The sequence below is a fragment of the Actinophytocola oryzae genome, assembly GCF_004364325.1.
GTDB lineage: Bacteria > Actinomycetota > Actinomycetes > Mycobacteriales > Pseudonocardiaceae > Actinophytocola > Actinophytocola oryzae.
In genome coordinates this window covers 30,995-52,439 of record NZ_SOCP01000031.1, presented here as the reverse complement: position 1 = coordinate 52,439, position 21,445 = coordinate 30,995, and the positions used below count along the sequence as shown (strand labels likewise).

Sequence of the window (21,445 nt, the reverse complement as noted above, 5' to 3'; positions counted from 1 at the left end):
CCCGGCATTGGGATCCCAGCCAGGCAAGACTGCCTTAACATCCAGTTACCCTGCAATAACTGGAGGTAACCTTGTACAGGAGAACACTTATCGGGTTGCTTGCCACCACCGCCATGACCGCGACGCTCGTCGTGGGCACGGCAGCCACCGTCGCCCCGCAGGCGACGGCGGATGTCGGTGCGGCGGTCGTCACCATCACCTACAGCGACGCGCGTGCCGGCGAGTTCAAGGACGCCGTGGCACAGGGCGTGGCGGTCTGGAACGCGAACGTCACGAGCGTTCGCATCCAGAAGGCGGCATCGGGGCAGCGTGCCGACGTCCAGGTCATCGCCGATCCCGGCTGGCCGCGTGCCACGCTCGGGCCGGTGCGTCCCGGCGGCAGCGGCACCGTCTGGTACGGCCGTGAGGCCGTCGCCGACGGCTACAACCTGGTCAGGATCGCGTCGCACGAGTTCGGCCACATCCTCGGCCTGCCGGACATCAAGCCCGGCCCGTGCTCGAGCCTGATGTCGGGCAGCACGGGCGGCGTGTCCTGCACGAACGTGAACCCGAACGCGTCCGAACGCAACCGCGTGCAGAGCATCTACGCCAACGGGTTCGCGCCGACGGCCACGAACACCGTGGTGATCGGCTAAGCCAGTACCTCGCCGAGTGCGGCGACCGCGGCCACGAGCTGCGTGTCCGACAGGTACGGCGCCGGGCCGAACCGGAGCTTGTCGCCCCTGCTGTCGGTCAGGACGCCGCGCTCGGCGAGTCCCTTCTTCAGCTCGTCGGCGTTCGGGGCGGTCAGGGCCAGGAAGCCGCCGAACGCCTCGCGTGGCGCCGACCGGTCCCGGGTGATCACTTCCGGTGGCGCGTCGAGGGCGTCGAAACTGGTGGCCAGCAACTCGTTCTGGTGCAGGGAGACCTCACGCAGGAACGCCGGGGTCAGGCCCTGCTCGACGAAGAAGTCGCGGACCGCCACGGCGCGGTAGTGGCTCGTCGGGTCGTAGGTGGCGCCTGCGAAGCGGTCGCCGCCCGGTGCGTAGCCGACCTTTCCCGACGCCTTCGCCGTCAGGTCCTCGAACTCGGCGAACCAGCCGGTGATGACCGGCCGCGCGTCCGCGGCGTGCGGGGGGATCCGCAGGAAACAGTTGCCCTCACCCAGCTGCAGGTACTTGTAGCCGCCGCCGGTGACCCACGCCTCGGTCAGACCCTGTCGCGCCAGGGAGAACGGGACGACGCCGAGCGCGTGGTAGGCGTCGACGAGCAGCTCGACCCCTCGGTGGCCGCAGGCCTCGGCGACCGTGTCGAGGCCCGGCACTACGCGTGAGGTCTCGAACAGCACCTGCGAGACCAGGACCGCGGCCGTTCTGTCGTCGACCTCGGCCGCGACCCGTTCGGCGAGGGTGTCGACCGGGTCCGCACGGACACGCACGACCTCGACGCCCTCCTCGGCCAGGCGGGCCAGCTGGCGGCGCAGGGTGTGGAACTCGCCGTCGGTGGTGACGAGCCGCGGCCGGTTCCGGAGGTCCACACTGGACAGGAAGCGCACGACCAGCTCGTGGGTGTTGGCGCCGAGCGCGATGTCGCCACCCGGGTCGTCGACGAGGTCGCGGTAGTACTGCCGCAGCTGCTCGGCCTTGGCGAACGCCGGGCCCCACTTGTCGTCCACGGCCGAGGACGCGTCGGTGAACGCCTCGATCTGGCCGTCCAGCGCGACGTCCGGCCACGCCTGGTGGGAGTGGCCGGTCAGCAGCAGGCGGTGCGCGACCCCAAAACGTCCATAGTGGACCGACAGCGAGTTCGGGCTGTCGCGCAGCGACTCCAGTGACGTCACAGCCGGCTCCGTACTGCCCAGAGGTCGGGGAAGATGGCGTGGAACAGCGTGGTGCGCAGGTACGCGGCGCCTGCCGAGCCGCCGGTGCCGGACTTGGTGCCGATCGTGCGTTCGACCATCTTCACGTGGCGGTACCGCCACTCCTGCAGGCCCTCGTCGAGGTCGACGAGCAGGTCGGCCACCGTGGACGGGCCGGAGTCGTCGCCGTAGACCTGCACGAGGACCCGCTGCACGTCCTCGTCCCCCGTCCACTGTGTCCTGACATCGCGCTCCAGGTGGCGCGAGGGGATGTCGTAGCCCGCGTCGGCGAGGTAGCGCAGGAACGAGTCGAACACCGTGGGGCGGGACATGGCGGCGGTGATCCGCTCGTAGGACTCGGAGTCCCTGGCGTACGGGGCGAGCATCCGCCTGTCGCGCCTGCCGAGCATCGCCTCCAGCTCGCGGAACTGGCCGGACTGGAAGCCGCTGGACGCGTCGAGCCTGGTGCGGAAGCTGGTGAACTGGCGTGGGGTCATGGTCTCCAGCACGTCGATCTGGGCGACCACCACCTTGAGGATGGTGAGCACGCGGCGGAGCGTGCGCACGGAGTGCGGGGCGTCGCCCTTCTCGAGACATCGCTGCAGGAGCCCCAGCTCGTGCAGGATCTGCTTGAACCACAGCTCGTACACCTGGTGGATCACGATGAACAGCATCTCGTCGTGCTCGTCGGACCTCGGTCGCTGCGCGGTGAGGACCTCGTCGAGCGCGAGGTACGACGTGTAGGTCAGCGCGGCGGACGGGCCACCCGGGACGGATTCGGTCATGGTTTCGTCACCTTGTCGAAGTGCCGCTGGGCAGCGTCTGCCAGCGCCGGATAGAGAAAGTGGAACAGCCGCAGGGCATCGGTGCGACACGGCGGCGCGGGCACCAGGTCCTCCGGCAGCTCGGGGTCCAGCGCCGGGAACTCGCGGAACGTGTGGACCAGCCTGGTGCGCAACAGCAACGCCTCGCCATCGCTGCCGACCTCGCGGCCGCGGAAGTGCTCGACGAAGGCGTGGTACCGCCGGGCGAGGTCGCCGAGGTCCCAGACCCGTGCGACGAACGCGCCGAAGTCCACGGCGGTCGCGGGTCTGCCCAGCATGACACCCGTGTACTCGGCGACGTCGAGTTCCTTGAGCAGCGCGGCCAGCTCCTGTTCGCGGTCGTGCGGGGCGAGCCAGGTGCCGTCCTGGACCGAGCCGAAGCCGAGGAACCGCAGGCGGGTGGTGAGCCTCGTGCGGGCGAGGCGCCGGTCCTCGGGGATGGCGTGCCACAGCACGGTCCACGTGGTCTCGCGGCGTGGTCGCTCGCCGAGGGTGAAGATCCGCCGGTCGCCCTCCTCGAGCACGGTCCGGGTGCGCGGGGTGAGGACGTAGTGCACCTGCCGGCCGGTCCTGCTGCGTGTGAGGAGGTCCTTGGCGACGAGCCGGTTCAACGCGACGCGGGCGGCACCCTCGCTGAAGCCGAACTCCCCGAGCAGGCGCACGAGCCCGCCGGACCACACCGCCCCGCCGTCGCGGGGCACGTCGTGCGCGCCGAGCAGCGTCAACACGAGGTCCTGCGGGGCGGGATCGAATCCGCCGAGCTGGTCAGCCATGGTTCCGAGCATAGTTGACGCATCAGCGGGGTCAACCGTAATGTGTTGGGGGTGAAGGTCGGCGTCGGACTTCCGAACACCATTCCGGGCATCTCGGGCGAGGTGCTCGTCGAGTGGGCGCGCAGGGCCGACGCGGGCCCGTTCAGCACGCTCGGCGTGCTCGACCGGCTCGTGTACGACAGCATCGAGCCGTTCGCCGCCCTTGCCGCGGCGGCGGCCGTGACCTCCCGCATCAGGCTCGCCACGAACATCGCCATCGGGCCGCTGCGCTCCCCCGCCATGCTCGCCAAGCAGGCGCTGTCGGTCGACGCGCTCTCCGGGGGCCGGTTCGCCCTCGGCCTGGGGGTCGGTGCCCGACGCGACGACTACGCGGCGGCGGGTGCCGACCACGGCAGGCGGGGCGCGACGCTGTCGTCACAGCTCGCCTACCTGCGTGGACAGCTGGAGGAGTCCGGCGTCGGACCGGCCGGTTCACCAGTCGAACTGCTGGTCGGCGGGTCGAGCGGCGCGGCGCTGACGCGCATGGCCCGCTACGCCGACGGCTACGCGCACGGCGGCGGTCCGCCGAAGGCGTTCGGCTCGGCCGCCAACCGGGCCCGCGCGGCGTGGCGGGACCTGGAGCGGCCGGGTGAGCCGAAGCTGTGGGGCCAGGGCTACGTCGCGTTCGGCGACCCGGACCGCGGCAGCGCCTACCTGCTCGACTACTACGCGTTCACCGGTCCGTTCGCGGAGAAGATCGCGGCCGGGAACCTGACGTCGGCCCGCGCGGTGCGGGACTTCGTGCGAGGCTACGAGGCAGAGGGCTGTGACGAGCTGATCCTCTACCCGACCGTCGGCTCGCTCGACGACCTGGACCGGTTGGCGGAGGCGGTGGCCTGATGCGGGTCTCGATCGTCGGCGCCGGGCCCTCCGGGCTGTACCTTGCGATCCTGCTGCGCAAGGCAGGCCATGACGTGTCGGTGGTGGAACGCAACGCGCCGGACGCGACGTTCGGGTGGGGTGTCGTGTTCTCGGAGGAGACCCTCGGCGCGCTGAGGGACGCGGACTACCCGACCTACCTGGAGATCACGGACTCGTTCGCGCGCTGGACGTCGATCGACATCCACTACCGCGACCGCGTGCTGCGGTCGTCGGGGCACACGTTCTCGGCGATCCGGCGCACACACCTGCTCGACATCCTGCAGCGGCGCGCCCGGTCGCTCGGCGCGTCGCTGACGTTCCACCAGGAGGCGTCCGATGTGGACGGTGATCTCGTGGTGGCCGCGGACGGCGCCAACAGCGGGCTGCGCAAACGTTTCACAGCCGAGTTCGGCAGCTCGTCGTCGCCGCAGGGCTGCAAGTACGTGTGGTTCGGCACCGATCTCGTGCTCGACGCCTTCACGTTCGTGTTCCGGGAGACCGAGCACGGGTTGTTCCAGGTGCACGCCTACCCGTTCGACGAGCACACGAGCACGTGGATCGTGGAGACGACCGAGGCCACGTGGCGGCGCGCCGGGCTCGACACGATGTCCGAAGAGGACAGCATGGCGTTCTGCCAGTCGCTGTTCGCCGCCGAGCTGGGTGACCACCGGCTGAGGTCGAACAAGTCGATCTGGCTGGACTTCCCGCTGGTCCGCAACCAGCACTGGCACCACGGCAACGTCGTGCTGATCGGCGATGCCGCCCACACCGCGCACTTCTCGATCGGGTCTGGCACGAAGCTCGCGATGGAGGACGCGATCGCGCTGGCCAACGCGCTGGAGCGGTATCCGTCCACTCTGGAATCGGCGCTGGTCGACTACGAGCTGGAGCGGCAGCCGGTCGTGGAGCGGTTCCAGCAGGCCGCGGGCGACAGCGCGGCGTACTTCGGCCGGGTGGCGAACTACCTCGGCCTGGCGCCGATCCAGTTCGCGGCGAACCTGCTGACGCGCAGCGGCCGGATCAGCCACGCGAACCTCATGCAGCGCGACCCGAAGCTCGTGCGGGTGCTGGACGCGTGGTTCGCCTCGTCCGCCACCGGCACACCGCTCGTGGCCGGCGCGGTCGCGGCGCCGCCGATGTTCGCGCCACTGCGGGTCGGCGGCGTGACACTGCGCAACCGGGTCGTGCGCGCTGTGCCCGAAGTGGTCGAAGCGGGGCGGGCAGGCGCCGGCCTGGTGCTGACGGGGTTCGTGGCGATCGCCGAGGACGGGCGGACGACGCCGGCCTGTCCGGTGTTGGACGACTCGTGGGCGCCGGTGGTCAAGGAGGTCCACGACACCGGCGCGCTCGTCGGCGTGCGGCTCGGGCATGCCGGTCGGCGAGGTGCGACGCGGCCCACCGGCGGCGTGGACGTGCCGCTGCGGGACGGGTGGCCACTGGTGTCCGCGTCCCCCTTGCCGTACACGCCGTACAGCGCGGTGCCTGCCGCACTGTCGGAGGCTGGCATGGCGCGGGTCCGGGACGACTTCGTCGCCGCGGTCGGCCGCGCACGCGAGGCAGGCTTCGACGCGCTCGAGCTGGAGCTTGCGGACGGCTACCTGTTGGCGAGCTTCCTGTCTCCCCTGACCAACCGCCGCGACGACGTGTACGGCACGGAACCACTGCGTTTTCCACTGTCCGTTGTGGACGCCGTGCGGGCCGAGTGGCCGGGCCTGCTGATGGCGCGGGTGACGGTCACGGACTGGGCACGCGGCGGGCTGACCGTCGAGCAGGGCGTCGCCAACGCCCGCGCGCTGGCCGAGCACGGCGTGGACCTGGTTCACGTGCGGGCCGGGCACACGACGGCGACCTCGCGGCCGGAGTACCGGCGCGGCTACCTGACCACGCTGTCCGACCGCGTGCGCAACGAGGCCGGGGTGGCGACGCTCGTCGGCGGCTACCTGACCACACCCGACGAGGTGAACACCGTCGTCGCCGCGGGCCGCGCGGACCTGTGCCTGTTCGAACCGCCGCCGACGCCGCTCGAGGAGGTGGGCGCGTGACCACGTTCACCGACCTCACCTCACCGCAGGTGGCGGAACTCCTCGCCGGGCCGAGGAAGCCGGTGCTGCTGCTGCCGGTCGGCGCGGTCGAGCCGCACGGCCCGCACGCGCCGCTGGCCACCGACGAGATCATCTCGGCAGGCATGTGCACCCGCGCCGCACAGCGCCTCGCGGACGATCCCGACGTGCGGGTACTGACGCTGCCGACCCTGAGCTACGGCGTCACCCGGTTCAGTGCGGCGTTCCCCGGCGCGGTCTCCATCAGCGAGGCCACGCTGCACGCACTGGTCGTCGACGTGTGTGGTTCGCTGACCGCGCAGGGGTTGTCGCGGATCGTGTTGGTGAACAACCACTTCGAGCCCGCGCACGTCGCGACGCTGCGCAAGGCCACGGCCGAGGCAGGCGTCGCCTACCTGGACCTGGTGCGTCGCAGGCACGCGGCCCGGCTGACGGAGGAGTTCCGGTCCGGAGCGTGCCATGCCGGGCAGTACGAGACGTCGCTGGTGCTCGCCGACCATCCTGCCCTGGTCGACACCGCGACCATGGCCGCGTTGCCGCCCGTGCCGGTGGACATGCCGGCCGCCATGAGCGACGGCAAGGCCGACTTCGCGGCCATGGGCATGGACCGCGCCTACTGCGGCGCCCCGGCCGCGGCTACGGCCGAGGAAGGTCAGTCCACCTTCGACGTTCTCACAGAGCTGCTCGTCGAGGCGATCCGAGAGGTGGCACGCTAGATGTTCAACGTCGCCGACCACTTCGTCGACCGCAACCTGGAGCTGGGCCGCGGCGACCGGGTCGCGTTGTACACCAACGAGGGTGCCACGACGTACGCAGAGCTGGCTGCGCTGGTCAACCGCGTCGGCAACGTGCTCCTCGAACTGGGCGCCCGGCGCGGTGAGCGCGTGCTGCTGGCATTGTCCGACGGTGTCGAGTTCGTGGCGACCTGGTACGCGGCGCAGAAGATCGGCGCGGTAACGGCCGAGGTGTACACGTTCCTGCAGCCCAAGGACTACCGCTACTTCCTCGACTACACCGGCGCTTCCGTGGTGATCGCCGACTCGGTCACGCTCGACCTGCTGCGTGAGGCGGGTATCGCGGACCGGCGTGTGCTCGTGGTCGGCGGCATCGAGCTGCGTGACAACGAACACGACTTCGCCGCCATGGTCGCGCAGGCGCCGGACACGCTCGCGACCGCGCCGACGACCCGCGACGACATCGCGATCTGGAAGTTCACCACGGGCAGCACCGGCGCGCCGAAGGCCTGTGTGCACACGGGTGCGAGCCCGATCCTCAGCCACGAGAGCTACGGGGTCGGCGTGCTGGGCATCCGTGAGGACGACATCGTCCTGCCGGTGCCGAAGCTGTTCTTCGGCTACGCGAGGGATCTGGCCGCGCTGTACCCGTTCGGTGTCGGCGGTGCGGGCATCGCGTTCCCGGAGCGCACGACCGCCGACCGGATCTTCGAGCTGATCGCCCGCTTCCGGCCGACGATCCTGGTGAACGTGCCGACACTGATGAGCGCGATGGTCGCCCATCCTTCGGCGTCCACACAGGACCTCAGCTCGTTGCGCCTGTGCACGTCCGCGGGCGAGGCGCTGCCCGCGGAGCTGCACCGCAGGTGGGACGAGCTGTTCGGCGTCGAGGTGGTCGACGGCATCGGCTCCTCGGAGGCCTACCACATCTACATCTCGAACCGGCCTGGCTCGGCCCGTCAGGGCAGCTGCGGGCAGGTGGTGCCGGGGTACTCGGCGCGGGTGGTGGGTGAGGACGGCACCGAGGTCCCGGCCGGCGAGGTCGGCGTGCTCGAGGTGACGGGCGGCACGGTGGCGCTGGAGTACTTCGGTGACAAGGAGAAGTCGGCGGCGACCTACCGGGGCGACACCGTCCACACGGGAGACCTGTTCAGCCGTGACGCCGACGGTTTCTTCTTCTACCACGGCAGAGCCGACGACCTGCTGAAGTCCGGCGGCATCTGGGTGGCGCCGAGCGAGATCGAGCACTGCCTCATCGGCCACGAGGACGTCGTGGAGTGCGGGGTCGCGGGTTCCGAGGTCGACGGCCTGGTCCGCCTGAGCGCGTACGTGATCCTGCGTGACGGGGTCGAGGGCTCCCCCGAACTGGCGACCGCCCTGCGGGACTTCGTCCGCGCGCGGTTGGCCGGGCACAAGACCCCGAAGGAGATCCGGTTCGTCACCTCGTTGCCCCGCACCACGAACGGCAAGCTGGACCGCCGCGCGTTGAAGGCGCTCACATGAGGCTGGTCGTGGTCACCGGCGGCACGCGTGGCATCGGGGCCGCGGTGGCCAGACGTTTCACCGACCTCGGCGACCGGGTCGTGGTGTTGGGCCGCGCCGACTGCGACATCACCGACGAGGCCGCGGTCGCCGAGGTGTTCGACAGGCTGGGCGAGGTCGACGTGCTGGTCAACAACGCGGGTGTCTCGTCGAGCGCCCCACTGGCGAAGACCTCGCTGGCCGACTGGCACACCCAGTTCGACGTCAACGCCACCGGCGCGTTCCTGTGCACGCGGGCGGTGCTGCCCGGCATGCTGGCCCGCGACCACGGCAGGATCGTGACGGTGGCCTCGACCGCGGGCCGGACCGGTCAGCGTTACACGGCGGCCTACTCGGCGTCGAAACACGCGGCGGTCGGCCTCACGCGGGCGGTCGCGGCGGAGGTCACCGGCACCGGCGTGACCGCGAACGCGGTGTGCCCGACGTTCGTCCGCACCGACATGACCACGGCGACGATCAACCGCGTCGCCGAGACCACCGGCCGATCCACTGAGGACAGTGAACGCGTGATAGCACGCATGTCCCCGCTGGGCAGGCTCCTGGAACCGGACGAGGTAGCGTTCGCGGTGGTGTTCCTCGCCGCGCGGGAGGCCGCGGCCGTCAACGGCCAGACGATAGTGCTGGACGGAGGAGGAGTACAGGCATGAGTCCGTTCCGCGCGTCGGCCCGTCTCACCGAGGACTGGCGACACTTCGACCTGACGGTCACCGACGGGGTCGCGACCGTCACCCTGAACCGCCCGGACAAGCTGAACGCGTTGACCTTCGACGTCTACGCGGACCTGCGGGACCTGCTGGCCGAGCTGCCTCACCGGGGCGACGCCCGGGTAGTCGTCATCACCGGCGAGGGCCGGGGTTTCTGCTCCGGCGGCGACGTCGAGGAGATCATCGGCGAGCTGCGGAAGATGCGCCCCGCCGAGCTGCTGGAGTTCACGCGCATGACCGGTGCGGTGGTGAAGGCGCTCCGCGAGTGCCCGCTGCCGGTGATCGCCGCCGTGAACGGTGTCGCGGCAGGTGCGGGCTCGGTGATCGCGCTGGCGAGCGACTTCCGGCTGCTGGCCGAGTCGGCCACGTTCGCGTTCCTGTTCACCAAGGTAGGACTGGCAGGCGCGGACATGGGCTCTGCGTACCTGTTGCCGCGCCTGGTGGGTCTGGGCCGGGCCACGGAGTTGCTGATCCTGGGTGACAGGCTGGACGCGAAGCGCGCGGAGGCGATCGGCCTGGCCACGGAGGTCGCCCCGGACGCGGAACTGGCGTCGAAGGCGGGTGCGCTCGCGGCCCGGCTGGCGAGCGGGCCCGCGCTGGCTTACTCGACGACGAAGGTGTTGCTGACCCGGGAGCTGGACATGGACCTGGGCAGCAGCATCGAGCTGGAAGCGATGACGCAGGCACTGCTCATGAAAAGCGACGACCACGCGGAGTTCTACGCGGCGTGGTCGGCCGGGCGGCGTCCGGAGTGGACGGGACGATGACCCCGCACGAGATCGTCACCGCCCCGGGCCTCGCCGCGCCGGTGGGTTTCGCGCACGCCGTGGTGGCCGCCCCGGGTCGCACGGTTCACCTGGGTGGTCAGACGGCCCAGGGTGCGGACGGCGCCATCGTGGGCACCTCGCTCGTCGAGCAGTTCGACGTGGCGGCAGGTAACGTGGTCGCGGCGCTCGACGCGGCGGGTGCGAACCCGTCGCACCTGGTGTCACTGATCATCTACACGACGGCCGTAGCCGAGTACCGCGAGTCGCTGCGTGAGCTGGGACCGGTGTGGCGCAAGCACTTCGGCCGCCACTACCCGGCGGTCGCGCTGCTGGGCGTCGCGGAACTGTTCGACGAGGCCGCGAAGGTGGAACTTCTCGGCACGGCGATGATCCCCACATGACCTACACCCATCTGACCCCGGAGCAGCGGGAGTTACGCGACCACACGGAGAAGGTGGCGGCGACGTTGCCGCCGATCGCCGAGCGTGGCACGCCCGGTGCGATCAACCGTCCGCTGCTGAGCGCGTTGGCCGAACACGGCCTTCTGGGACGGTTGTTCCCGGAGACCTCGGCGATGGACCTGTGCCTGGTCCGTGAGGCACTCGCGCGTCACTGCACGGAGGCGGAGACCGCGTTCGCACTGCAGGGTCTTGGCACGTACCCGATCCTGATGGCCGGCCGTAAGTCCACAGTGGACGAGTGGCTTCCCCGTATCACGGCGGGAAAGGCGGCGGTCGGGTTCGCGCTGACCGAGCCGTCGGCCGGCTCGGACGCCGCGTCGCTCGCGCTGTCGGCGACCAGGGACGGCGACGGGTTCCGGTTGAACGGCGAGAAGGTGTTCATCTCGAACGCCCCGAACGCGGACGTGTACTCGGTGTTCGCCCGCACCAGCGACAACGGCGTCCGGGGCATCACGGCGTTCGTCGTCCCCGGCCGGGCGACCGGTCTGTCGGGAACGCCACAGCGGCTGGTCTCCCCGCACCCGATCGGCACCCTGACGTTCGACGACGTGCTGGTGCCCGCCGAGGCGGTGCTCGGTGAGGTGGACGGCGGCTGGCGCGTGGCGATGCGCACGCTGGACATGTTCCGGCCGAGTGTCGGGGCGTTCGCGCTGGGTATGGGTCAGGCGGCGCTGGATGCCGCGGTGGCCCACACGTCGAACCGCCTGGCGTTCGGGCGACCGCTGAGCAAGTTCCAGGCGGTGTCGCACCAGCTGGCGGACGTGGCCACCCGGCTGCAGGCGGCCCGGCTGCTGATCCACGACGCTGCGGCCGCGTACGACTCTGGTGCCGAACGCACCGGCCACCTCTCGGCGATGGCGAAGCTGTTCGCGACGGAGGCCGCCCAGCAGGCGGTGGACGTGGCCGTCCAGGTGCACGGTGCCCGTGCCCTGGAGCAGGGCCACCTGCTCGAACACCTGTACCGGGAGGTGCGTGCGCCCCGGATCTACGAGGGAGCGAGCGAGATCCAGCGCGAGATCATCGCCCGCTACCTCTACCGCTGAGGGCCCAACGCCACGAAGGACTCCTTCAGTACGGTCAGCGATACGAAGGCGCCCATCAGTGCGCCGGACGTTACGAAGGCGCCCATCAGAACACCGGACGTTACGAAGGCGCCCATCAGAACACCGGACGTTACGAAGGCGCCCATCAGAACACCGGACGTTACGAAGGCGCCCTTCAGTACGGCCGAGCGTTACGAAGGCGTCCTTCAGTACACCGGACGTTACGAAGGCGCCCTTCAGTACGGCCGAGTGTTACGAAGGCGTCCTTCAGTGCGGTGGGTCGGGGGTTACCGGGTCGGGATGGTGTCGAAGGCGGCGACCAGGTCCTCGTCGGTCAGTTCGCGGTCGACCATGTCGCCTGCCAGGTAGCTCGCATAGGCGGGCAGGTCGAGGTGGGCGTGCCCGCACAGCGCGGTCAGGATCACCTTCTCCTCGCCGGTCTCCTTGCAGCGCAACGCCTCCCGCACACACTCCGCCAGCGCGTGCGTCGGCTCGGGAGCCGGGATGATGCCCTCGGACCTCGCGAACCGCACACCCGCCGCGAAGCACTCGTTCTGGCCGATCGCGACCGCGTCCACGAGGCCCAGTTCGACGATGTGGGACAGCAGCGGCGACATCCCGTGGTAGCGCAGGCCACCGGCGTGGATCGGGTCCGGGATGAAGTCGTGGCCCAGCGTGTGCATCTTCAGCAGCGGCGTCAACCCGGCGGTGTCGCCGAAGTCGTAGGCGTACTTGCCCCGCGTCAGCGACGGGCACGCGGCGGGCTCCACCGCCCGGATCGTCGGCGAGATCCTGCCCGCGAGCTTCTCCCGCAGGAACGGGAACACCAACCCGCCGAAGTTCGAGCCGCCGCCGGTGCAGCCGACGATCACGTCCGGGCTGTCGCCGGCCATCTCGAACTGCTTGATGGCCTCCTCGCCGATGACCGTCTGGTGCAGCAGCACGTGGTTGAGCACGCTGCCCAGCGCGTACCGGGCGTCCGGGTTGGCCGCCGCCTTCTCCACGGCCTCGCTGATCGCGATCCCGAGGCTGCCCGTCGAGTCCGGGTGCGCGGCCAGGATGGCCCGGCCCGCCTCCGTCAGGTCCGACGGGCTCGGGTGCACGGTCGCCCCGAACGTCTCCATCATGATCTTGCGGTACGGCTTCTGGTCGTACGACGCGCGGACCTGCCACACCTCGCACTCCAGCCCGAACTGGGCACACGCGAACGCGATCGCGCTCCCCCACTGCCCCGCGCCGGTCTCGGTGGTCAGCAGCCTGACCCCCTCCTGCGCGTTGTAGAAGGCCTGCGGCACCGCGGTGTTCGGCTTGTGCGAGCCGACCGGGCTCACGCCCTCGTACTTGTAGTAGATCCGCGCGGGCGTCCCGAGCGCCTTCTCCAGCCGGTGTGCCCGGAACAGCGGCGACGGACGCCACAACCGGTACACCTCCTGTACCTCGTCCGGGATCGGGATGTAACGCTCCGTGCTCACTTCCTGCGCGATGAGCGCCTGCGGGAACAGCGGCGCGAGGTCGTCCGGGCCGACCGGCTCGCCCGTGCCGGGGTGCAGCGGCGGCGGAGGCGGCTCCGGCAGGTCCGGCACGACGTTGTACCAGGCCGTCGGCATGTCGGCCTCGTCGAGGATGAACTTGGTGCGGCCCGCCATGCGATGCCTCCCGGACGTCGGAGAACACGGTCGGCCCCAACCTATGGCCAAGCGGCCCGGGAAGAAAGACGGGGTCGTGAAGGTTAACCTTGCGTGGTGAATGTCGACGTTACGCCGCTGCCGGGGATCGGTACGCGCCATGACTTCGTGTCCCGCGCGGGGCGGCGGATCGGCGTGATCACCTACCGGGACGGTCGCCAGGAGCTGATCGTCTCGCGGGAGGACGACCCGGACGCGTGCACGGCGTCGATACCGCTGACCGTCGAGGAGGCGGGCGCGCTCGCGAACCTGCTCGGCGCGCCGCAGCTCGTCGCCCAGCTCCGCGAGGAGAACGACGGCTTGTCCGGCGTCCACACCAGGCAGCTTCCCCTGATGCACGGCTCCCCGTACGACGGTCGCACGTTGGGTGACACCCAGTTACGCACCCGTACCGCCGTGTCCGTGGTGGCGGTCGTCCGCGCGGGCACCGTCCACCCGTCGCCACGCCCGGACTTCACCCTCGGCGGTGGCGACGCGCTGATCACCGTCGGCACGTCGGAAGGACTCTCGAAGGCCGCTGACGTGCTCGAACGCGGGTAGGCCACGTGCACGACTCGACCGTCGCGCTGATCGAGCTCGGCGCGATCTTCTTCGGCCTGGGCATCCTCGGCAGGCTCGCGTGGAAGATCGGCATCTCCCCCATCCCGTTCTACCTGCTCGGCGGCCTCGCGTTCGGCAGCGGCGGCCTGGTGCCGCTGGAGGGCATCACGGGTTTCGCCTCGATCGGCAGCGAGATCGGTGTGATCCTGCTGCTGCTCCTGCTCGGGCTGGAGTACTCGGCCGCGGAGCTGGTGACGGGGCTGCGGCGCTCGTGGCTCGCGGGCGTGGTGGACATCGTGCTGAACGCGACGCCGGGCGTGGCGGTGGCGTTGGTGCTGGGCTGGGGGCCGGTGGGCGCGCTGGCGATGGCGGGCGTGACCTACATCTCGTCGTCGGGCATCGTGGCGAAGGTGCTCGGCGACCTCGGCAGGCTCGGCAACCGTGAGACACCGGTGGTCCTGTCGATCCTGGTGTTCGAGGACCTGGCGATGGCCGTGTACCTGCCGATCCTGACGGCGGTCCTGGCCGGCGCGACACTGCTGGGCGGGCTGTCGGCGATCGGGATCTCGCTGCTCGTCGTGACGCTGGTGCTGCTGCTGGCGCTGAGGTTTGGCCGGTACGTCTCGGCCATTGTGGACAGTCCGGATCCCGAGGTGTTCCTGCTGCGGGTGCTGGGTGCCGCGCTGCTGGTGGCGGGCGTGGCGTCGCAGCTCCAGGTGTCGGCGGCGGTGGGCGCGTTCCTGCTGGGCATCGCGATCTCCGGTTCGACGGCCGAGAACGCGACCCGCATGCTGGAGCCTTTGCGTGACCTGTTCGCGGCCATGTTCTTCGTGGTCTTCGGCCTGAACACGAACCCGTCGACCATCCCGCCGGTGCTGGCCATCGCGTTGGGGTTGGCGGTGGTCACGGCGGTCACGAAGCTGGCGACGGGGTGGTGGGCGGCGAAACGGCAGGGCATCGCGTCGATGGGCCGGGCACGGGCGGGTGCGGCGTTGGTGGCCAGAGGCGAGTTCTCGATCGTCATCGCGGGCCTGGCGGTGTCGGCGGGCGCGGTGGACGACAGTCTCGCCGCGCTGGCCACGGCCTACGTGCTGATCATGGCGATCCTGGGGCCGTTGGCCGCCCGTTTCGTGGAGCCGGTGGCACGCCTGGTGCGAGCACGTCTCCGGCCGGGACTGCACTGAAGGACGCCTTCCTGACGCCCAGCGTTACGAAGGCGTCCTTCAGTGCAGGTCGGCCAGTAGCAGGCCGCTGCGGGGTTTCGGGGTGAAGTAGGTGCTCTTGCGGGGCATGCGGCGGCCCGCGGCGTGTTCGGCCAGTACCGCGGCCAGCGGGACCGGCGCCAGTTCGATGACCGCGTCGGTGTCCGGCGGCGCGGTGCGGCCTCCCGGGAGCGGGTGGACGTGCGGGCCTGCCGGGTCGAGGCCGAGTGCCTGGGCGATCAGGACCTCCTCCACCACGGCGTGGTCGAGACCGGGTGGCAGCGCCACGTCGAGTGTGGTCGTCGCGCAGCGGACCACCACCCTGCCCGGCTCCGCAGGCGGTAACGCGTCCGGGGTCTCCCGCACCGACAGGCCGACGGCCCGCCACGCCTCCGCCAGGTTCGTCGCCGTCAGGCCGGTGTTCGTCAGCACGCGGTGGATCGCGCCGATGCGTAGGCCGGGACCCGCCGTGACGAGGGCCAGCATGGTGACGTTCGCGGCGGCTGCCGCGGCGACCCGGTGGTTGCCGTCGGCCACCATCAGCGTGTGCGCCTCGATCGTCGTCAGCAGCGAGGTGTCCCTCGTCAGCCACAGCCGGTGACGCCTGCCGCCGGAGTCCACTGTGGACACCGTGGGACGCTGGTCTCCCGTGCGTGCGCGGACTTCCTCGGTCAGCTCGTCCCGCTCACCGACGGGGACCAGCAACGCCGCGCTCGTCGCGTAGCCGAGACCGGCCAGCACCGCAGCGCGTTCCCGGACCACGTCCGGGTAGATCTCTTCGCTGTGCTGCACGTGTCCCGCGCCCACCGCGGTGGGGTCCACCAGACACAGGACGCCGCACGCGGCACCGTCCGGGCCGTCCACCTCGTACAAAGCGACCACTGTGGACACTTCGCGGTAGGCTGTGCGCAGCAGTGCCGACAACGTGTTCCTGGCGGCGGGCAGGGAGTCGAGCAGGCTTCTGCCTGCCTTCAACGCTTCCGGGGTGCGGTGCGGGTGCTGGACCGCCAGCAGTGTCCTGGCCGAGCCGCTTCTGGCCAGCGCGGCGGCGACCCGGTCCGGCTCGGCGAACTCGTCGACGTCCGGGCCGGGTACCTCGTCGCGGACCACCCAGCCTCGGGTGATGGGCCGCACCCAGGTCATGTCAGAGGTCTACCACGGCGAACAGGGAGCCGATCTCCGGGCGGCTCAGGGCTCGCAGCGAGCCCGACCGCTGGTTGCCGAGGTGGACGTCGCCGATCTGGGTGCGGATGAGCGTGCGGACGGGGAGGTCCACGGCCGCGAGCAGCCTGCGGACGATGTGGTTGCGGCCCTCGTGCAGCACCACCTCGACCATCGCACGGCCGCCACTCGTGTCGACGACCCGGAAGTTGTCGACGTGGACGGGCCCGTCGTCGAGTTCGATGCCCTCGCGGAGCTGGCGGCCGATCGTGCGTGGCACCGGGCCGGGCACCTCGGCGAGATAGGTCTTGTCGACCGTGAACGAGGGGTGCATCAGGCGATGGGCGAGGTCGCCGTCGTTGGTGAGGAGCAGCAGTCCCTCGGTGTCGGCGTCGAGGCGGCCGACGTGGAACAGCCGCTCGTCGCGGTTGCGGATGTAGTCGCCGACACAGGGGCGGCCGCGGTCGTCGGACATGGTCGTGTGGACACCGCGGGGCTTGTTGAACGCGAGGTACACCATGTCCTCGCGGACCACCACACGCACGTCGTCGACGTGGATCACGGCCGTGTCGGGGTCGACACGACGCCCGAACTCGGTGACCACCGAGCCGTCGACCTTCACCCGCCCCTGCGCGATGAGGTCCTCGGCGGCGCGGCGGGAGGCGACGCCCGCGCGGGAGAGCACCTTCTGCAGACGTATGCCGTCTGGCTCAGAGTTCGTCAATGGAGTCCACCTCCGGGAGGAGCGGTGCGATGGGCGGCAGGTCATCCAGGGAGGACAGGCCGAGTCGCTCGAGGAAAAGCTCTGTGGTGCGGTAGAGGAAACCGCCGGTCTCGACGTCGGTGCCGGTCTCCTCGACCAGGCCGCGGGCGAGCAGCGTGCGGATGACGCCGTCGCAGTTGACCCCGCGGACGGCGGCGACCCTGGCGCGGGTCACGGGCTGCCGGTAGGCGATGACGGCCAGCGTTTCGAGCGCGGCCCTGGTGAGCTTGGCGCGCTGGCCGTCGAGGAGGAGCTTCTCGACGTAGGGGGCGTAGCGGTCGCGGGTGTAGAAGCGCCAGCCGCCGCCTGCCCGTCGAAGGTCGATGCCACGGTCGTGGTCGGTGTACTTGTTGGACAGGAGGCGTAGGTGTTCGGCCACCCGGACGGGGGTCGTGTCGAGCGCGGTGGCGAGAGCCTCTTCCTCGACGGGCGAGTCGACGACCAGGAGAAGCGCTTCGAGCGCGGCCTCGAGATCGGCGTCGCTCAGCGGGGGAAGGCCACCTTCGTCGGCATCGGCCTCTGGCAGGGACGCTGGGCCTGCCTCTACCCCAGGCGCCGGCTCGGCCGCTGCCTGCCGCTCGACGCCGGGCACAGGCATGGATTCGCTACTGGGCGCGGCCGCCTCGCGCTCGGGCTCCGCCTGCGGCTCGATCCCAGGCGCACCCGCGAGGTCGACCCCACCAGCCGATCCGGGCTGAGCCCCAGGCTCGACATCGAGCACGGACTCGACCGCAGGAGCGGACTCGCCCTCGGAGGCGGCCGCCCCCTCCAACGCAGCCGCTGCCTCCGGCTCGATCCCACGCCCACCCGCCAGGTCGACCCCGCCAGCCGACCCGGACTCAGCCTCACGCCCAACACCGACCGCAGGCATGGACTCGCCCCTCAAGGCGGCCGCCTGCTCCAGCGCGGGCTCGCTTCCGCCCGCCGACTCGGGCGCACTCGCGGACTCGACCCCAGGCACACCGTCGACCCTGGCGGCGGCCTCCGGCTCCGGCCGGGTCCCTACCTCTGTCTCGGGCGCGGGGATGGACTCGCCCGTCAAAGCGGCCACCGGTTCCGGTGCAGCTTCAGGTTCGCCCCCGATCGTGGGTGCGGACTCAGCCTCGGGCCGTGCGTCAGGCGCCGACTCTGCCTCCGGCGCAGACGCGCCCCCAGGCGCAGGCTCGACCTCGGCTCCGGCCGCAAGCTCGGCGTCAGGCGCAGGCTCAACCCCGGTCCCGGACTCGACCCCGGCCGAGGGTTCAACCCCGGACTCGACTCCGGTCGCGGAGTCCGCCTCAGGGGTGGGCGCGGCCTCGGGCGTGATCCCGCGTTCGGGCGACGCCCCCGCAGTGGTCCCCGGGGCGGGCTCGGCGGCCGAGTGGCCGGCTTCGCCCGCGGCCGGCACCTGGGTGGCACCGTCGGCGTCCGGTGTGTCGGTGGGGTGCTGGTCGCTCACCCGTACTCCTCCTCATCGGCGGCCGGTGGGGTCTGTGCGGCGGCGGTCACGTCCGCCACGGTTCCGCCGGTCCACTCGACGTGTAGTTCCGCCAGCGCCTCCTCCTGATGGAACAGGATGACGTTCTCCTTGTAGAGGTCCAGCAGCCCGAGGAACCGGGCCACCACCTCGATGCTGTGCTCACAGTCAGCGACCAGCTCGGCAAAGCTCGCCCGCCCCGCCTCCGCCAACCTCACCCTCAGTAGCGCCACGTGCTCACGGACCGACACCTTGCCCATGTGGAGGTGCTCGATGGACACCGTCGGCGCCGGTTTCGGACGGAACACCGTCGCCGCGAGCACCGCGAACCGGGTCGGGCTCAGCCCCAGCATGACCTCCGGCAGCAACGACTGGAATCGGTCCTCCAGCGACACCGACCTGGGGTAGCGCCGCAGCGCACCCGCCTCCAGCTCCGCGAACAGGGCCGCCACCTGCTTGTAGGCCCGGTACTGCAGCAGCCGGGCGAACAACAGGTCCCGCGCCTCCAGCAGCGCCAGGTCCTCCTCGTCCTCGACGTCGCCCGTCGGGACCAGCCTGGCCGCCTTCAGGTCCAGCAAGGTTGCCGCGACCACCAGGAACTCCGTGGTCTCGTCCAGGTTCCAGTCGTCGCCCGCCTGGCGCAGGTACGCGATGAAGTCATCCGTCACCGTGTGCAACGCGACCTCGGTGACGTCCAGCTCGTGCTGCGAGATGAGCTGCAGCAGCAGGTCGAACGGGCCCTCGAAGTTCGACAGCTTCACCGTGAAGCGTACGGGCTCGTCACTCGTCATGACGCAGGCGCCGCACGAGCACCGACTCCTCGCCGTGTTCGTCGAAGTCGGCCAGTACGACCGCGATCGCCTCGCGGACTATCCTGCCTCGGTCGACGGCCAGGCCGTGCGTGCCGCGCAGTGCGAGCCGGGCGTGCTCGATGGCGAGCAGCTCCTCGTCCGACACGTACACGGTGATCTTCGACGTGTGTTTCTGCCGGGGCGAGCCCCGCCGGGCGGGCTCGGGCGCACCCGTCAGCCATCCGGGGGTCACACCGTCGGCGGGGCCCGTCGGTCTGAACAGCTCATCCGCTCCCGGCAACGAAGGCCGGCGCGTCACCTGGCTGCCACCACTTCCCTGGCGATCACTTCGCGGGCCAGGAGACGGTAGGCCTTCGCACCGGCGGACCTCGGCGCCCACACCGTGATCGGGGCACCCGCGACGGTGGTTTCCGGGAACCGCACGGTCCGGTTGATCACGGCGTCGAACACGACGTCACCGAAGCGTTCGACCACACGGGCCATGACCTCACGCGAGTGCACGGTGCGCGGGTCGTACATGGTCGGGACGATGCCGGTGATCTCCAGCTTCGGGTTGAGGCGCTCACGCACCTTCTCGATGGTGTCGGTCAGCAGCGCGACACCCCGCATCGAGAAGTACTCGCACTCCAGCGGGATCAGCACGCCGTCCGCGGCCGCGAGCGCGTTCACGGTCAGCAGGCCGAGCGAGGGCTGGCAGTCGATCAGGATGTAGTCGTACACGTCGATGACCGGCCGTAACGCCCTGACCAGCGTGTGTTCGCGGCCGACCTCCGCGACCAGCTGCACCTCCGCCGCGGACAGGTCGATGTTGCTCGGCAGCAGGTCCATGTTCTCGACGCTCGTGCGCATGATCGCGTCGTTGATGGTGATGGACCGCTCGATGATGACGTTGTAGATCGTCTTCTCGAGCAGGTGAGCGGGCATGCCGAGCCCGACGGAGAGCGCGCCCTGCGGGTCGAAGTCGACGATCAGGACCCGCCTGCCGTACTCGGTCAGCGCGGCACCGAGGTTGATGGTCGAGGTGGTCTTACCAACCCCGCCCTTCTGGTTGCAGAGCGCGATGACCTTGGCGGGGCCGTGGGAGCTGAGCAGCGGCGGTTCCGGGATGTTCCGCTTGACGCGGTTCAGGGGCCCGGTGCCGTTCGTGCTCTCGTCGAGTACCTCCTCCTCGTCGGAGGCCGCCCTCGGTGCGAGACTGAGCTCCTTGTCCGAGGGGTGCATTGTCGACATAACGACCTAGCTCCTTGTCGTCCGCGCTGTGCGGGGAAGCTTAGAGATGGGTGACGCAGCCCGGCAAAGAGGCTCGCCGTGGCACCTTACATTGCTTGCCATGAAGTCGCTGACCTGCGTGTTCGGCATGCCAAAACGACCTTCCGAGGCCCAGTGTGGCGGTGTGCCGGATCGATTGGTTCACACGCGGTCAACCAACGAGGGCGAAACCCGGCATAGCCTCGGGGGATGCCAGGGCCACGACGCCGGTCGGCGCTGATCGCGCAGCTCATGTGTGAGCCTGCGGCCACGTCGCAGGCGGCCATCCTCGCCGAGCTGCGGCGGTGTCTGCTCGACGGCGGGGTGCCGCCGGGCACGCCGATCCCGCCGGACGAGGTCGCGGCGGTGTTCGGGGTGAGCCGCATCCCGGTGCGCGAGGCGCTCAAGACGCTGATCGGCGAGGGTCTGGTCGAGCACCGGCCCAACGCCGGCTACACGGTCGCGACGCTCACCGCGGCGGAGCTGTCGGAGATGTACCTGGTCCGCGAGGTGCTGGAGACCGCGGCGCTCAAGACGGCCGTCGGGGCGGCGACCCCGCGCGACCACGCGTACGCCCGCGACGCGCACCAGGCGCTGGAGGCGGCGATCGCGGCGGCCGACACGCGGGGCTACCACCGGGAGAGCAGGCGCTTCCACTTCGCGCTCGTGCGGCCGTGCGGGATGCACCGGCTGCTCGCGATGTTCGAGTCGGCGTGGAACGTCACCGAACCCGTGCAGCCGATGGCCCACCTGCCCGCGGCGGGCCGGGCCACGCTGCACCGCGACCACGGCGAGATGCTCACCGCGTTCGAGACACGCGACGCGGCCACGCTGCTGCGGGTCGCGGGCGAGCACCACCGCAGGCTGGAGTCCGCGATCGCCACGGTTCCCGACTTCCGGTGAAATATACGATTCGCGACATGGCCACGTAAC

At 70.6% G+C, this 21,445-nt stretch carries 22 protein-coding genes; 12 read left to right on the top strand and 10 right to left on the bottom strand.

Annotated features, from left to right (window positions below; genetic code table 11):
- Positions 1 to 95 precede the first annotated feature (95 nt).
- The gene (locus CLV71_RS45525; protein ID WP_243867479.1) at positions 96 to 635 is read left to right on the top strand and encodes a snapalysin family zinc-dependent metalloprotease; all 540 of its coding nucleotides are present in this window, start codon (positions 96 to 98) and stop codon (positions 633 to 635) included.
- Here CLV71_RS45525 and CLV71_RS45520 read toward each other — a convergent pair.
- The 3 genes from CLV71_RS45520 to CLV71_RS45510 are packed head-to-tail and all read right to left on the bottom strand — an operon-like array spanning position 632 to position 3,434.
- Positions 632 to 1,819: a kynureninase/PvdN C-terminal domain-containing protein gene (locus CLV71_RS45520; RefSeq protein WP_133909203.1), complete on the bottom strand. Its 1,188-nt coding sequence runs from the start codon at positions 1,817 to 1,819 to the stop codon at positions 632 to 634. The two genes, CLV71_RS45525 and CLV71_RS45520, sit on opposite strands and share 4 nt — an antisense overlap.
- Positions 1,816 to 2,622 (bottom strand): tryptophan 2,3-dioxygenase, encoded by an 807-nt coding sequence (locus CLV71_RS45515; protein ID WP_133909202.1) that lies wholly within the window; start codon positions 2,620 to 2,622, stop codon positions 1,816 to 1,818. The genes CLV71_RS45520 and CLV71_RS45515 overlap by 4 nt, the downstream gene beginning before the upstream one ends.
- Positions 2,619 to 3,434 carry a PaaX family transcriptional regulator gene (locus tag CLV71_RS45510; RefSeq protein ID WP_133909201.1) on the bottom strand — a complete coding sequence of 272 codons (816 nt, stop codon included), beginning with the start codon at positions 3,432 to 3,434 and terminating at the stop codon, positions 2,619 to 2,621. Before CLV71_RS45510 ends, CLV71_RS45515 begins: the two co-directional genes overlap by 4 nt.
- 51 nt (positions 3,435 to 3,485) lie before the next feature.
- Between CLV71_RS45510 and CLV71_RS45505 the strand changes: the two genes are divergently transcribed.
- From CLV71_RS45505 to CLV71_RS45470, 8 genes are read left to right on the top strand one after another with little or no spacing between them, the layout of a single operon-like run.
- Positions 3,486 to 4,313 carry an LLM class flavin-dependent oxidoreductase gene (locus CLV71_RS45505; RefSeq protein ID WP_133909200.1) on the top strand — a complete coding sequence of 276 codons (828 nt, stop codon included), beginning with the start codon at positions 3,486 to 3,488 and terminating at the stop codon, positions 4,311 to 4,313.
- A complete protein-coding gene (locus tag CLV71_RS45500) occupies positions 4,313 to 6,376 on the top strand; it encodes an FAD-dependent monooxygenase (RefSeq protein ID WP_133909199.1) in 2,064 nt (687 codons plus the stop codon). The genes CLV71_RS45505 and CLV71_RS45500 overlap by 1 nt, the downstream gene beginning before the upstream one ends.
- Complete coding sequence (locus CLV71_RS45495; RefSeq protein WP_133909198.1) at positions 6,373 to 7,110, top strand: creatininase family protein; 738 nt, start codon at positions 6,373 to 6,375, stop codon at positions 7,108 to 7,110. The genes CLV71_RS45500 and CLV71_RS45495 overlap by 4 nt, the downstream gene beginning before the upstream one ends.
- Entirely contained in the window at positions 7,111 to 8,631 is a 1,521-nt protein-coding gene (locus CLV71_RS45490; protein WP_133909197.1) for a benzoate-CoA ligase family protein, read from the top strand.
- Complete coding sequence (locus tag CLV71_RS45485) at positions 8,628 to 9,317, top strand: SDR family NAD(P)-dependent oxidoreductase (RefSeq protein ID WP_133909196.1); 690 nt, start codon at positions 8,628 to 8,630, stop codon at positions 9,315 to 9,317. The genes CLV71_RS45490 and CLV71_RS45485 overlap by 4 nt, the downstream gene beginning before the upstream one ends.
- A complete protein-coding gene (locus CLV71_RS45480; protein WP_133909195.1) occupies positions 9,314 to 10,141 on the top strand; it encodes an enoyl-CoA hydratase family protein in 828 nt (275 codons plus the stop codon). Before CLV71_RS45485 ends, CLV71_RS45480 begins: the two co-directional genes overlap by 4 nt.
- Positions 10,138 to 10,542, top strand: coding sequence for a RidA family protein (locus CLV71_RS45475; RefSeq protein WP_133909194.1), 405 nt, complete (start codon positions 10,138 to 10,140; stop codon positions 10,540 to 10,542). Before CLV71_RS45480 ends, CLV71_RS45475 begins: the two co-directional genes overlap by 4 nt.
- The gene (locus CLV71_RS45470; protein WP_133909193.1) at positions 10,539 to 11,645 is read left to right on the top strand and encodes an acyl-CoA dehydrogenase family protein; all 1,107 of its coding nucleotides are present in this window, start codon (positions 10,539 to 10,541) and stop codon (positions 11,643 to 11,645) included. Before CLV71_RS45475 ends, CLV71_RS45470 begins: the two co-directional genes overlap by 4 nt.
- A gap of 287 nt (positions 11,646 to 11,932) precedes the next feature.
- On the opposite strand, the gene CLV71_RS45465 is transcribed toward CLV71_RS45470, so the two are convergent.
- Positions 11,933 to 13,291, bottom strand: coding sequence for a TrpB-like pyridoxal phosphate-dependent enzyme (locus CLV71_RS45465; RefSeq protein ID WP_133909192.1), 1,359 nt, complete (start codon positions 13,289 to 13,291; stop codon positions 11,933 to 11,935).
- Between the two features lie 96 nt (positions 13,292 to 13,387).
- On the opposite strand from CLV71_RS45465, the gene CLV71_RS45460 reads away from it, so the two are divergent.
- Positions 13,388 to 13,870 carry a cation:proton antiporter regulatory subunit gene (locus tag CLV71_RS45460; RefSeq protein WP_133909191.1) on the top strand — a complete coding sequence of 161 codons (483 nt, stop codon included), beginning with the start codon at positions 13,388 to 13,390 and terminating at the stop codon, positions 13,868 to 13,870.
- Positions 13,871 to 13,875: 5 nt separating this feature from the next.
- The gene (locus CLV71_RS45455) at positions 13,876 to 15,054 is read left to right on the top strand and encodes a cation:proton antiporter (protein ID WP_133909190.1); all 1,179 of its coding nucleotides are present in this window, start codon (positions 13,876 to 13,878) and stop codon (positions 15,052 to 15,054) included.
- A 39-nt stretch (positions 15,055 to 15,093) separates the two neighbouring features.
- Here the strand turns inward: CLV71_RS45455 and CLV71_RS45450 are convergent, their stop codons facing one another.
- The 6 genes from CLV71_RS45450 to CLV71_RS45425 form a co-directional block, all read right to left on the bottom strand.
- Positions 15,094 to 16,215: a DUF1015 family protein gene (locus tag CLV71_RS45450; protein ID WP_133909189.1), complete on the bottom strand. Its 1,122-nt coding sequence runs from the start codon at positions 16,213 to 16,215 to the stop codon at positions 15,094 to 15,096.
- Between the two features lies 1 nt (position 16,216).
- Positions 16,217 to 16,933: a pseudouridine synthase gene (locus CLV71_RS45445; protein WP_424923965.1), complete on the bottom strand. Its 717-nt coding sequence runs from the start codon at positions 16,931 to 16,933 to the stop codon at positions 16,217 to 16,219.
- 10 nt (positions 16,934 to 16,943) lie between these two features.
- Positions 16,944 to 17,867 (bottom strand): SMC-Scp complex subunit ScpB, encoded by a 924-nt coding sequence (gene scpB, locus CLV71_RS45440; protein ID WP_133909226.1) that lies wholly within the window; start codon positions 17,865 to 17,867, stop codon positions 16,944 to 16,946.
- 563 nt (positions 17,868 to 18,430) lie between these two features.
- Entirely contained in the window at positions 18,431 to 19,243 is an 813-nt protein-coding gene (locus CLV71_RS45435) for a segregation and condensation protein A (protein WP_133909187.1), read from the bottom strand.
- A complete protein-coding gene (locus CLV71_RS45430; RefSeq protein WP_133909186.1) occupies positions 19,233 to 19,562 on the bottom strand; it encodes a hypothetical protein in 330 nt (109 codons plus the stop codon). Before CLV71_RS45430 ends, CLV71_RS45435 begins: the two co-directional genes overlap by 11 nt.
- Complete coding sequence (locus CLV71_RS45425) at positions 19,559 to 20,494, bottom strand: ParA family protein (RefSeq protein WP_133909185.1); 936 nt, start codon at positions 20,492 to 20,494, stop codon at positions 19,559 to 19,561. Before CLV71_RS45425 ends, CLV71_RS45430 begins: the two co-directional genes overlap by 4 nt.
- A gap of 228 nt (positions 20,495 to 20,722) precedes the next feature.
- Here CLV71_RS45425 and CLV71_RS45420 point away from each other — a divergent pair, with 228 nt between their 5' ends.
- Positions 20,723 to 21,415, top strand: a complete 693-nt coding sequence (locus tag CLV71_RS45420) for a GntR family transcriptional regulator (protein WP_133909184.1) — start codon at positions 20,723 to 20,725, stop codon at positions 21,413 to 21,415.
- Positions 21,416 to 21,445: the final 30 nt, after the last annotated feature.